The 12,843-nt window shown below is 46.5% G+C and carries 9 protein-coding genes; 5 read left to right on the forward strand and 4 right to left on the reverse strand.

Annotated elements, in window-relative coordinates; translation table 11 throughout:
• Positions 1–41: 41 nt before the first annotated feature.
• A complete protein-coding gene (locus C0Q44_RS11860; protein WP_105407405.1) occupies positions 42–1,022 on the reverse strand; it encodes an ABC transporter substrate-binding protein in 981 nt (326 codons plus the stop codon).
• A 200-nt stretch (positions 1,023–1,222) separates the two neighbouring features.
• Between C0Q44_RS11860 and C0Q44_RS11865 the strand changes: the two genes are divergently transcribed.
• From C0Q44_RS11865 to C0Q44_RS11880, 4 genes are all read left to right on the forward strand, one after another.
• Entirely contained in the window at positions 1,223–3,037 is a 1,815-nt protein-coding gene (locus tag C0Q44_RS11865; RefSeq protein WP_181150944.1) for an AraC family transcriptional regulator, read from the forward strand.
• Between the two features lie 136 nt (positions 3,038–3,173).
• A complete protein-coding gene (locus C0Q44_RS11870; RefSeq protein WP_105407407.1) occupies positions 3,174–3,716 on the forward strand; it encodes a CueP family metal-binding protein in 543 nt (180 codons plus the stop codon).
• Between the two features lie 182 nt (positions 3,717–3,898).
• Entirely contained in the window at positions 3,899–4,900 is a 1,002-nt protein-coding gene (locus C0Q44_RS11875) for an ABC transporter substrate-binding protein (RefSeq protein ID WP_105407408.1), read from the forward strand.
• Positions 4,897–6,945 (forward strand): iron ABC transporter permease, encoded by a 2,049-nt coding sequence (locus C0Q44_RS11880; protein ID WP_105407409.1) that lies wholly within the window; start codon positions 4,897–4,899, stop codon positions 6,943–6,945. The genes C0Q44_RS11875 and C0Q44_RS11880 overlap by 4 nt, the downstream gene beginning before the upstream one ends.
• Positions 6,946–7,152: 207 nt before the next feature.
• Here C0Q44_RS11880 and C0Q44_RS11885 read toward each other — a convergent pair whose 3' ends face one another.
• Together C0Q44_RS11885 and C0Q44_RS11890 are read right to left on the reverse strand one after the other, a co-directional pair.
• Positions 7,153–8,328, reverse strand: coding sequence for an aminotransferase class I/II-fold pyridoxal phosphate-dependent enzyme (locus tag C0Q44_RS11885; RefSeq protein ID WP_105407410.1), 1,176 nt, complete (start codon positions 8,326–8,328; stop codon positions 7,153–7,155).
• Between the two features lie 95 nt (positions 8,329–8,423).
• Positions 8,424–10,496, reverse strand: coding sequence for a methyl-accepting chemotaxis protein (locus C0Q44_RS11890; protein WP_105407411.1), 2,073 nt, complete (start codon positions 10,494–10,496; stop codon positions 8,424–8,426).
• Between the two features lie 214 nt (positions 10,497–10,710).
• Between C0Q44_RS11890 and C0Q44_RS11895 the strand changes: the two genes are divergently transcribed.
• A complete protein-coding gene (locus C0Q44_RS11895) occupies positions 10,711–11,739 on the forward strand; it encodes a leucine-rich repeat domain-containing protein (protein ID WP_105407412.1) in 1,029 nt (342 codons plus the stop codon).
• Between the two features lie 144 nt (positions 11,740–11,883).
• On the opposite strand, the gene C0Q44_RS11900 is transcribed toward C0Q44_RS11895, so the two are convergent.
• Entirely contained in the window at positions 11,884–12,603 is a 720-nt protein-coding gene (locus C0Q44_RS11900) for an SDR family oxidoreductase (protein WP_105407413.1), read from the reverse strand.
• Positions 12,604–12,843: the final 240 nt, after the last annotated feature.

Raw genomic sequence — 12,843 nt, forward strand, 5'->3', positions numbered from 1 at the left:
ACACTTATTTGTGTAATCCTTTTTTGCTAACTAAGCTCTAACTAATTCAGCTCAGTCTGTCCACTTGCGAGTCGATCTGCGATCTCTTCGGCCTGTAGAATGGAGGTATATGGGTCAGCGGTGAAATATTTATGGATATCAAGTTTGAAGATATGGTTGTTTTGCACCGCAGGCAGATTGGCCCAGACGTTAGGCAGTAAAGAATGATCTTTTGAGCCTTCTGTAACCATCATCAGCAGGTAATCACCGACATATTCTCCGAATACCTCCGCGCTGGCTTCCAGGTTTTCTTTGTCTTGATCCAGAATATCTGTCTGCACTTTGGATGCCGGAGTAAGTCCAAGCAATTCATAGGCTGCTCTTCCACCACGATTGGCACTATTGCCGATGATGGCTGGATTCTTCAAAAAGTTAAAATCGGCAACAGTGAAGGTGGCACCGTCCGGAATCACATCTTTGATTTTGGCCTGAGCAGCTGCGATCCGTTGTTTGAATGATTCATTCCACGCTTTGGCCTCGGCCTGACGATTCAGAATCTCGCCCATGGCGGTCACTTCGGCTTCCATGGAATCATATTGATCAGGTATAAATACGACAGTCGGAGCAATCTTGGAATAGGTCTGAAATTTCTCTTGATCCCATGTGATAATCAGATCAGGCTCCAGCTCTACCATTTTCTCAAGCGAAACCTCACTGTGGTTACCCAAATCCGCACTATCCACAAGCTTATCACGCAGGAACACACCATAATCCAGCAAGCTGCCTGGAACGCCAACGGGCGTTACGCCTACGGCTAGTACATGTCCTATATTCCAATCGACGACGACCCGTTCGGGGTTAAGGGGTACTGTGATGTCTCCCATCATTGTGGTAAGTGTTCTGGTCTGCGGTGCTGCGGCTTCACTGTCTGTGTCTGCTGTAGATTGTTCTACTGCTCCTTGTTGCGTACAACCACTGATCCATACTGCCATGACCAGCAAAATGGGCAAGCTTATTCGATACCAAACTTTCTTGACTACCATGACGAACCCTCTTTCTAATTGATAATGATTTTCATTGGTATAACTCTAGAGGGAAATTAGCGATTGTACAATAACCGATTCGGAAGCAGAGCATAACCATTTCAGAACAGGATCGACAAGTTGAACTGAGAATGATTATCATATATGATGAATGAAACGTTGTCTTTTTGTAACGGATGAGAACAAGGAAGGGCCATGATATGAACATAGAGGAGTACGGGGCATTATGGGAGCATGTATCGATCCGATTACTGGACATTCGAAACATCACCGTTAACATCAGTGAACATCCTAATACGTGGACGCTTCCATCGAATGCCTTTTTATTAATTACGAATGGGCAGGGGAAGATATGGTTTGATCAGGCGATGCATCACATTAAAGGGACCTATATTCTGCACGTCTCCAAAGGAATGCGTCTGGACTGCTTGGCAAAGAAGCCAATGGAAATACATATGTTGTCTTATGCTTCACTAGAGCCAGAGTTACCTGGTGCCGGACGATGCCAAATATTTACCGGGCCGGAGTCCCTGGAAGTCAATTTTGGTTTTGAACCAACGTCTCCCTTGCCGTTAATTGAACTCATGCAGTTCATATACAGACAGTGGAATGAGCTACAGTCCGCAGGAAGGATTCAAACCAAGGCTCTGTTCTACCAGTGGCTTGCAGAGATGTTGCAACAAATGCAGGAGCAGAGGATGGACCGTACGAAGGTGGATCGGGTAGATCAGGCAGTACGTTATTTGACTCGTCATTACAGGGAACCCCTCAAAATGGAGCAGATAGCTGAAATGCTAGATTGCAGTCCGAGGTATCTGAATCAATTGTTTCAGTTCCGATTGAACACCAGTCCTGGTCGTGTGCTGGCACAGATTCGGATGGAACAGGCGATGGAGCTACTGGTAAGGACGGAAGGAACCTTACAGGAAATAGCGGAGAGAGTAGGCTATGAGAATGGTTATACACTGAGTCGTTATTTCAAGAGGTATTATGGGGCTTCACCAGAGTTCTATAGAAAGCGTCGAGAGAGCATGGTTCCAGATGTAGTCCCGAAAACATATGAACCATATGCCGCTCTGGAAAGTCGTTATACTGCTCATACTTTAATAAACCCAATAGGGATAGCCACCGGAAAGGTTAACAAGCAGATTGCCTCCTCGCCCCCTCTTTCAAAATTGAAAAACAGGACACTTGCCACATGTATGGGTGAGATTACTTTGCCGAATAACCCAAAACGTGTGGTGGTGGACTGGAATCTGGGAGAAGTATTGTCACTAGGTGTTACCCCACTGGGAGCCCCGCACTCACTCATCAAAAGTAGTAAATTGCTAGAGCCATACATGTATCACACCGTACAGGATATCGGCAATCATAATTTCATTTCACTTGAAAAGGTGCTCGAACTGGAGCCTGATCTGATTATTACCTGGAATCATGCTGCTTACGCTTCCTACACCCGGATTGCGCCTACCGTTGTGTATCAGAGTAGTGACCAGTGTTCAGCTGCTGAGGAGATTCGGGAGATGGGGCGAATTCTGAATCGGAGAACTGAAGCAGAGGCTTGGGTCAAGGAGTATGAACGAAGAACGTATCAGTTACGACAGACCATGGCAGGTGGAGTAGCGGCAGAGAAGACATTTACTGTAATTGATCCCAACTGGGGAGAGCAGATTACACTGGTAGGGAATACGGGAAATCGTGGCGGCAAGGCAGCTTATGGATTGCTAAATCTGAAGCCAGCAGGAAGGGTTCACAAGGAACTGCTGGAGCCGGGCCTGGATTACTTGGATGTTGCGCGGAATGCGGTAGAAGGGTATATCGGGGACTACTTGCTGGTACTGGATCATCAAGAAAGCCAGGAGCCGGATCAGATGGGCTCCAAACTGTGGGCAAATTCCATATGTTCGGATCATTGCAGCATCATTAACCTCGACTGGAATAAATATTTTCTGTCCGACCCGTTGTCTGCTGTGTTACAGGCTGAGGATATGGCAGAGCACATTATAACTCGCTGAGTGTCGTTCGGGAATGAACAGTTATGCAATGAGGCATACAATGATGTGAATATCTGGTGAATTTTAGGGTGTATAAGTCCATGTCCGTTCGTTCTCCATTATACTTAAAGAAAACGGACGAGGAGATGGACTCCAGATGAAAAAACAAATGTGGATCATCGGAAGTGTTGCAGTTGTGATTGTGATCGGAACCTACCTGTTTGCAAGCAATACGGGCAGGGATGAGGCAGGTACAGCCAATGCGCCCAACATCAGAACATTGGTGGAGGATATCAGCACAGGTAAAGAGACACCTGAATCTGCTTCCATTAATGCCAAGCAGTTAATCGTCACAGATCAAGATCAGCATACGACTACATACGATTTGCCTGAGAATGAATTCTTTCTTTCCATTGCACCCTATGTGGATCAGACCCACCCCTGTGCAATTCATAGCTTGACCGGCTGTCAGGGAGAAATGAGCAATGAGGAGTTCAATGTTACCATTCATGATTCCGAGGGCAACACCTTAATGAAGGATTCCATGATGAAGTCTGGTGCAAACGGATTTATGGATCTATGGGTGCCCAGAGACAGAACATATCTCATTCGTATCGTACATGATGGAAAAGTTGCAGAGACTCAACTGTCTACATATGACAACGATGATACGTGCATCACAACGATGCAACTGAGTTAAACATACATTTGATCTACCTCTGTGAAAGGGATTGTTTAATGGCAGTCCCTTTTCCTTTTATTCGGAGAATTTGAATCACAGGGTACTTTGCATTGACAAAAAATCATTCCTACGGCATAATCCAATAGTGATAATGATAATTGTTATCATATAAATACATACAAACAGGGGAGACAAGAGATATGAAAAAAGGGTTGCATGGACTGTTGATTATGTTGGCATTTGTGCTAGTATTGGCGGGTTGTGGTAAAGCGAGCACGACAACGGAACCAAGTCAGGGTACCGATTCCGGTAGCGCTCCTGCTGAAGAGACTGCTACTCCGGTTACAGTGAAGCATAAACGTGGAGAAATTAAACTGAAGAAGCCGGCTGAACGTGTAGTGACGTTGGAATGGACATATACGGAAGATGTTATAGCCCTGGGAGTTCAACCAGTAGGTAATGCGGATAACGCTAACTATAAGGTGTGGGTAACATCCGAAGCAGCGTTGGATGACAGTGTTACGGATATCGGAACACGCGGTGAGCCGAATCTGGAAGCTATTGCTGCATTGAAGCCAGATCTCATCATTGCTAATGCAGATAATAATAATGCGGTTTACGACCAGCTTAATGCGATTGCACCAACGATTGAATTCGACCCTTACGATGGCGATGGCTATAATTATGATAAAATGACAGAAATTTTCAACTCCATTGCAACTGCTCTTGGTAAAGAAGACAAAGCGAAGCAAGTTCTGGATGAACTTGATCAGCATTACGCAGAAGCCAAAGAAAAGCTTGCTGCTGCGGGTAAAGAGAACTTTAACTTCGCATTGACTCAAGCATTCACGTATCAAAATGCAGTCAGTCTGCGGATGTTTACCGATAACTCGGTAGTCATTGGAACGTTGGACAAAATTGGATTGGTTAACGATTGGAAGCCCGAGAAATTGGAGAACTATGGCTTCTCTACAGTAGGTATTGAATCCTTATCCGATGTGCAGGACAGTAACTTCATTTATATTACACAGCCAGACGATGACGTCTTTGGCACAGCAATGAAAGATAACTCCGTTTGGAACGGTCTGAACTTTGTGAAAGAAAATCGTACGTACCAACTGGACAGTACAACATGGACATTTGGTGGACCGATCTCTTCCAAAGTATTGGTTGATGGCGTAGTTGAGGCGATTACCAAATGAGTTCGGTTCAAGGATCTAAGTCAGCTATGAACTGGCGTACAATAAGCATATATGGGGGCGGTCTAACCGCTCTCATCGTGCTTTTTTTTGTAAGTCTATGTTATGGAGAGGCGGCCATTCCACTGCATGTCGTATGGGACGCACTGACAGGCAGACAGGATACATTGGAGCATAATATGGTCTGGGATCTGCGCATGCCGCGTACAGTGATCGGTATTCTTGCAGGCGGCGCACTGGCTGTTGCGGGTGCTTTGCTGCAGACGATTACTCGTAATCCACTGGCTGCTTCAGATACGCTGGGTATTAATGCAGGAGCATACTTTGTGGTGGTGCTGGGAGCTATTGCTTTTCCAGGCGTGTTAAGTCAGTCTCCTTTTCTCTTCGCAGCTCTTGGTGGTTTGCTTGCAGCATTTGCGGCTTACTTCATGGGCGGCGGACGAACATCAAGCCCGGTTCGACTTGCATTATCCGGTATGATTATATCGATGGTGCTTGGTTCATTTACAAGCGCATTACATATTTTTTTCTCCATGGAGACGCAAGGGTTATTTCTGTGGGGCTCTGGAACACTCGTCCAGAACGACTGGAGTGGTGTCTCTTACGCATGGCCTTGGGTCATTGGTTTGACAATACTTTCGTTACTATTGTCGAGACAATGGGATATGCTGGAACTGGACGAATCAACGGCTTCTTCCTTAGGACAAAAGGTGGGACTTGCTCGTGCCGGTGGACTGATCATCGCCGTGTTACTGGCGGCAGTGATTGTCAGTGTGATTGGGCCGATTGGCTTCGTGGGCTTGGTGGCGCCGCATCTGGTTCGATTGAGCGGTGTACGTTCCAATCGATTGCTGTTGCCCGGTGTATTCATATGGGGAGCAGCACTACTGGTGGGGGCGGACGTACTCGCCAAAATGGTGCATAACTCCAGCATGGAGCTGCCTACAGGCGCCGTAATGGCGATCATCGGTGCACCATGGCTAATCTGGCTTGTACTTACGCGGATGAAGGCAGCTAACGGGTCAGGCATGTCCGCATCCATGAGTACAGGATCACGTGTGCGTCGCTTTGCATTTGGCCCAATGGCCGTATTATTCTCGGTCGTTACCGTTGCGCTTATTCTGCTCAGTACGATGTTTGGCGGCATGCGAATTCCGCTGGGGGATCTGCTGCCGAGTCTGTTTCAGTCGGATGGACTGTTCTCTGCACTGGTTCAGCTTCGAATCCCGCGCACACTTGTAGCGGCTGGCGCAGGAGCAGCACTGGCAATCAGCGGTGTGCTCATTCAGATGGCGGTACGTAATCCGCTGGCGGATGCTTCAATTGTTGGTGTGTCCTCTGGTGCAGGGCTTGGAGCCATGATGCTCTTTATTGTGTGGCCTGGTCTACCAACGTACTTACTGCCAATCGCAGCTGTGATCGGTGCGGCCATCGCCGCAGTGGTTGTATTCTCTCTCTCTTGGAAAAAAGGGCTGAATCCGTCTGCGGTTGTGTTGCTGGGAATCGCGATGTCTGCCATTGCGGGAGCGGGTATTCAGATTCTGATTGTTCGTGGTGCGGTGTACGGCAGCAGCGGATATATCTGGCTTACAGGAAGCACCTATGCTCGTACCTGGGATCAGGTGAAAATTATCGGAATATTTTTAGTTATTCTGGTACCGGTAGCCTGGTGGTTGGCCCGGAGATTCGAACTGTTGGTATTCGACGACAACAGTGCCTCAGGACTCGGTCTTGGGGTACGCCGGACGAGATTACTCGCCATGGCAACAGGTGTATTGCTCGCAGCAGGTGCGGTCGCTTGTGTAGGAACTGTTGGTTTTATCGGTCTGATTGCACCACATATGGTGCGACTACTCACAGGGCATAAGTTAAGACGATCGATGTTCCTGTCTGCACTCGCGGGTGCAGTCATGCTGGTACTGGCAGATACAATCGGCAGAACCGTCATGGCGCCAACCGAGATTCCATCAGGAATACTCATTGCCATTATCGGAACGCCGTACTTCCTGTATCTGATGTATCGTTCGAACTGGCGTAAGTCGGTATAAATATATCTCTGACCCCAAGAGTCTGCTCTCTGAGCAGGCTTTTATGTCGTTCTATAATAATTCCCGATGAATGAATGGTTATCAAAAGACAAAAATCCCCTCAGGTTTAACAGTGCATAGAGTCACATTAAATGAACATGGACTCGTATTCTCTGTTGACCTAGGGGGACATGATGGATGATTGAGCAAAAGGTTCTAGATCTGCTCCTATCTGGCTGAATGAAGTATCCCGCTGTCATCGACTGACTGTACGGCTTGCTGCAATATCTCATTCTCTTGAACGAGAGCGAATCTCACATAGCCTTCACCTGAAGGGCCGAAGGCACTACCAGGCGTTGCGATGACTCCCGCATGTGTAACCAGATCCATAGCGAATTGCTCCGAGCTGTCGTAGTGCGACGGAATCCGGCTCCAGACGAACATGGTTGCTTCAGGTTTAGCGATATGCCATCCCAGGCTACTGAACCCTTCGCACAGAATATCCCGGCGTTCCTCGTAGATGTCTCTTACTCGCTGTACTTCAGACTGATCTCCAGTAATGGCAGCAATAGCCGCTTTTTGAATAGGCAGGAACATGCCATAATCCATATTGGATTTTAGCTTTTTCAGCATGGAGACCATGCTCGCATTACCCACACAAAAGCCGATTCGTGCTCCGGCCAAGCCGTATGTTTTGGACAATGAATTGAATTCTACGCCAACGTCCATGGCACCAGGGAACGCAAGGAAGCTTCCACAGGATTTTTCGTCAAAAACAAGCTCGCTGTAGGCATTATCGTGGAGCACGATAATATCGTACTTCTTGGCAAATGCAATCAGATCGTGATAGAACTGATCCGGTGCCATCGCTGTTGTCGGATTGTTGGGATAGGAGACCAGCATGAATTTTGCCCGATGAGCGATATCTTCCGGGATATCCTGAAGCTGAATAACATATCCGTTTGCTTCTTTTTGCGGCATGTAATACAATTCTGCTCCCGCCAGTAAAGGCCCATCAGCGAATACAGGATAACAAGGGTCAGGTACAAGAACCAGATCTCCTTCATCTACGATGGATAGTGAAATATGCGCTAGTCCTTCCTGCGAGCCGAGCAAGGAACAGACTTGTGTTGTCGGGTCTAGCTCCACAGTATACCGTTGCTTGTACCATGTACTAACGGCATGCAGGAGCTCACTCTGATCATTCACGGCATAAATATAGTTCTGGGGGTCAGCTACGGCCTCGCTTAACGCAGTAATGATATGTTGAGCAGGCGGAATATTCGGTGTGCCTACACTGAGATCAATGACCGATTGTCCTTTCTCCAGCCGCTGGCGTTTGATTTCCAGCAGACGGGTAAAGATTCCTTCACTGAAGTGGTCCATACGTTTAGCAAATTTCATGATGATGTATCCTCCAATCCTCTTCGTACACACATATCTATTTATAATAAATGGACGGAGCGCAAATGAGAAGAGGATGGAGACAGTCCACCATACTATTCGACCTTAAACTGGCTCAATTCGTCTTGCAGTTGGTTCGATAACTGGTTCAATTGCTTCGAAAGATCAGCCACCTGTTCGATGCTATCCAGTTGTTCCTGTGTGCTTGCGCTAACTTCTTCTGTTGAAGCGGAGTTCTCTTCAGTCGTGGAAGAGATAATCTCCAGTGCCTGGAAAATCTCATCTTTATGCTTGTGAACTTGGGTAGTGTTGCCGGTAATCTGAACCATACGTAATTTCAGTGCTTCCAGGTCCTTGTTGATGCTGAAGAAGACTTGTTTCGTGTCCTCTACGGATTTGGCATTTTCCTCAGCGATTTTCATACCACGCATGGTATGTTCAACCGATAGGGTGGTTTTCTCTTCAATAACATTTACTTTCTTATTGATTTCCTCTGTCGCCAGAGCAGTCTGCTCTGCAAGTTTACGAACCTCTTCAGCAACGACTGCAAAACCTCTACCGTGTTCGCCAGCACGTGCAGCTTCAATCGATGCATTGAGTGCCAGCAGGTTGGTCTGCGAAGCGATTTGTTTCACCGTATCCACAAAACTGGATATTTCATTACGACTCAGGTCAATCTCCTGAATAATAGAGGACACTGCTTGTGTGGAAGTGTGGTTCTCATCCGCCCATTTGGAGAGTTGTTCAACAACTAAGAGTCCTTGGCCACTTTGATCAACTGAGGTTTGCACCATCGTCTCGATGGCTTGAGCATCACTCGCGATTTCATCGATTTGAGTCGATAATGAACCTGTTTTGCGTAAAATATTTTCCGTTTCAATAGACTGATAATTCGTTGCATTAGCAATCTCATTGATCGCTGTAGAGGTATCGTTCATGGTGACGGCTGTTCTTGAAGATATGGATTGCAGATCGTTAGACGACTGATTCAGGACATGAGCCGAGCTGCCGACCATCTGCAACATTCCTTGAATCTTCTGCACCATTGAATTCAATCCCTGAGCAATCTGTCCAATCTCATTCTTGGACTGCGTATCCAGTTGAACCGTCAGGTCTCCTTGTTCGATCAACTTGATCTTGGCAAGGAGTTGTGGAATTGATCTCAAGAGGTAACGAAGTGTAATGTAACTAATGATCACGAGCAGAATGGTAGCAACGGCAAATCCGCCAAGTGTAATCCATGTGAATGTTCCTAATTCCGCGAGAACTTCTTTCTCGGATATGGTCAGACCTACGGACCACCCTGTGTCTTTACTGGTAGCATAGCCGATATAACGAAGCTCCCCATTGTCATTTATCAGCTGTACACCTGACTCACCAGCGATCATTTTCTTGCCAATCTCCCCAATGTCGCCTGTGCTATCTGTGATGTTTTCTTTCAAAACCTTTTCTTGATCCGGATGGTACAGAATATCCCCGGTCTTGGAAAGCAGGATGGAGTAGCCCGTGCTTCCAAGGGAATAGCTCTCCATAATTGCCGGAATATCTTTGAAGGCGATATCAGCCGCGGTAAATCCGATGAGTTGATCACTGTCATCTTTGACTGGATAGAATATGCCCATGAGTACGCTGCCTGTCGCAAGATCAATGTACGGATCGGAGTAATATAAACCGTCTGCAGCTACAGCCGGATTATAATATGGTCGAGCTTGAATATCGAAGTCCGGGGCGGAAGCCGCACCATCATTTTGTAGCCAAAAACCTTTACCATTCAGACCTGCGATCCAGGCATCCGCAAAGGAAGGCTCTTCTTTAACAATGGCTGCAAGCGTCTCCTGAGTTTCTGCTGCATAAGTAGAATTGGCCGCAACTGCTGCCGAGTCGGTCGTTTCTATGTATTGCCGGAACAACTTGTTGGTTGACATTTGTTTGACTAGTGCACCTTTTTCCTTAAATAATGCATCGAATTCACTTACAATTGCTTGCGTCTTGGTCTGAAGCATGGACTCCTGCTGTTTGAGCAGAATGTTTCTTGTGCTTGAGAACATGAATGTCCCCAGAACAGCAAAGATAACAACGATAATAACGAGTAACACAATAGATAATGTGTTGGCGATGCTGGATGTTCTTGTTTTCTTTAATTTTTGTTTTTTCAGAACGTTCGACATGTTTCATCTCCCCAGATGTGTAATAGGTTAAAACTCCTAGGTTATATATCGGGATAAAATGTAGGAAAATGTAGATTTCTGTCGGTCTATCGAAGCAAATAAATAGAAAAAACCTGAATCTCTCTAACCTTACTGAATATGTTTCCCTTTGAATGGAATTGGTTTACAATGGATGGAATTGGATACGCGAATGAAAAGGAAAGGGGGACTGAACATGAACAAGCCATGGCATGCTTCGATACAGGGGGCTCCCTGGAATTCAGACAAAATGCATCAGGCGGTTCAATTTTTACGTCACAGAGCAACGGTTAGCTTTCGCGTAGGCGTCGACACGATCGAGGATCTGAACGAACTCGATGCCAATGTATTCTCTGCCAGACCGGATCTTATTTTATACGTATCGAATATGGATATCAACGAGGGGTACACACCAGGATTTCTGGCGCGATTGGCACAATTGAAGCACGTGTCCGCGATGCAGCTTGCACTTCCGCAAGCACAGGATTTGACCATATTAGGTGCATTGGAACAGATGCAGTTTCTGAAGGTGAATTCAACTGCGAAAGCAATCGATCTGGATTTTATAAGATACTATAAACAATTAAATTATCTTGAACTGCATGGGAAATTCAAAGGACTTGCCTCGATTGGCACATGCCTTCATTTGAATACGATCATTTTCAACTGTCCTGTTGAAACGCTCGAAGTGTTGGCGGAACTGCCGATGCTCCAGTATCTGTCCCTCGACAGCTGCGAATTAAAGGGAGAACTGGATGTACTGAAGCAGTCGACCATCCGCATGCTGAAGCTAAGCTCTGTGCGTAAATTGTTAAACATTCAGGGACTCGAACAGATGCAGCAGCTGGAATTCCTGCATTTGTCCTTACCCAAGTTGGAGCAGTTATGCGATTTTTCGAACATGAGCAACCTCAGACAGCTCGAACTGGATTATATGAAATCGTTAAGAGGTACTGAACAACTATGGACAGCTGGCGCACTGGAGGCTATTGAACTCAAAGAGATCAATACTGCGCTCAAGGCCGAATCCTTTGCCCGTCTGACAGAGCTTGAACCATTGCTTCAGGTCGACTTTCGTTTTATAGACGTCAACAAAGGGCGCATTGCTGCCATGCGGAAATACCTGACCAATGCAGGGAAGTCTCATGTGCTTTATGAGAATATTCCTGAGCATGAACGTATACAATCGATGGCGATCGAGCATTTAGCCAAAATATTAATGTGAAGGAGCGCCTGTTCGGACCGATCCAACCGAGTGAAACAGCATTATATCTTGATACAGCTCTTGTTGCCAGCTCATGGACAGGCTCTGACACTTTCTTACGAGATGGCGGCTACCGGTCGCTGTTATCATGAGAGCATGATCTGACTATGTGTTCGTATCGGTTAGTGCAGGCATGTTGATTTCTTTCACACAGGCTGCTTTGGACAGACTGACAATACAACGGACGATTGCAACCATATCCTGAAGCGGAATGCGTGTCCCGTCATACTCGGCAAGTGCACGTTCCATGCCTTCTTCATACGGAATCTCCGCTGCAAGTTCTCCCGGATTGATGCACGTAACTGCAATGCGATCCTTTCTCGTATGTTCTCTAAGCGCTTCCGTAATTCCCCTTATGGCAAACTTAGAGGCGACAAAAGAGACCTGCGTGCTGCCTGCATTGCTTAACCCGGCTGTTGAACCAATAAGAATGATCTTGCCTGCTGTGGACTGGCGCAGCTGAGGCAGTAAAGCCTGAATGCATACAATCGTTGAAGTCACATTTACATGAATGAGCTGACTGATATCTGCTATCTCATCTTTGTCAAACGTGTAATGATCTTCGAAACCTTCCTTTTCCCAAATACCTACATTATAAATGAGCACATCCAACGTTTCGTTTTTCAGCTGGTCAGCCACATGGTTTGCAGCCTGAAGCTCGGAGAGATCAGCCTGAATCCATATTCGCTGTACGCCATCCTCCAGTTTCAGACTCTCCGGCTTGCTGCGGGAAACGACCCAGACTTTATCACCTGCCTGCGGTACTCCTCTGACCAATGCATCGCCCAAACCTTTGCTGGCACCAAATACAAGATAACTTTTCAAAGTGAAAGCCTCCTTATCTATCTTATGTATTAATCCATATCTTACTATAGAAGGAAGAGGAGATCATGAAGCTTCGATGAAAATACATTTCATGTTCTGGATATCATTCCTTCACCTGATTAGAGTAAATGATTGATGATGGCAAGATCGTCTATCATTTCGTGCTGAAAAGCCCGCGCTTTCCGCGGGCTACAATGAATATGTTGCCTGGCTCCACTCATGGTGGAGTTCCAGGCCCTG

Origin of the sequence: Paenibacillus sp. PCH8 (genome assembly GCF_002968835.1) — a bacterium.
Classification (GTDB): Bacteria; Bacillota; Bacilli; order Paenibacillales; family Paenibacillaceae; genus Paenibacillus.

Coding starts and splice junctions, on each gene's coding strand:
- C0Q44_RS11860 (WP_105407405.1), bottom strand. CDS start 1,022: ATGGTAGTCAAGAAAGTTTGGTATCGAATAAGCTTGCCCATTTTGCTG.
- C0Q44_RS11880 (WP_105407409.1), top strand. CDS start 4,897: ATGAGTTCGGTTCAAGGATCTAAGTCAGCTATGAACTGGCGTACAATA.
- C0Q44_RS11875 (WP_105407408.1), top strand. CDS start 3,899: ATGAAAAAAGGGTTGCATGGACTGTTGATTATGTTGGCATTTGTGCTA.
- C0Q44_RS11870 (WP_105407407.1), top strand. CDS start 3,174: ATGAAAAAACAAATGTGGATCATCGGAAGTGTTGCAGTTGTGATTGTG.
- C0Q44_RS11895 (WP_105407412.1), top strand. CDS start 10,711: ATGAACAAGCCATGGCATGCTTCGATACAGGGGGCTCCCTGGAATTCA.
- C0Q44_RS11865 (WP_181150944.1), top strand. CDS start 1,223: ATGAACATAGAGGAGTACGGGGCATTATGGGAGCATGTATCGATCCGA.
- C0Q44_RS11890 (WP_105407411.1), bottom strand. CDS start 10,496: ATGTCGAACGTTCTGAAAAAACAAAAATTAAAGAAAACAAGAACATCC.
- C0Q44_RS11885 (WP_105407410.1), bottom strand. CDS start 8,328: ATGAAATTTGCTAAACGTATGGACCACTTCAGTGAAGGAATCTTTACC.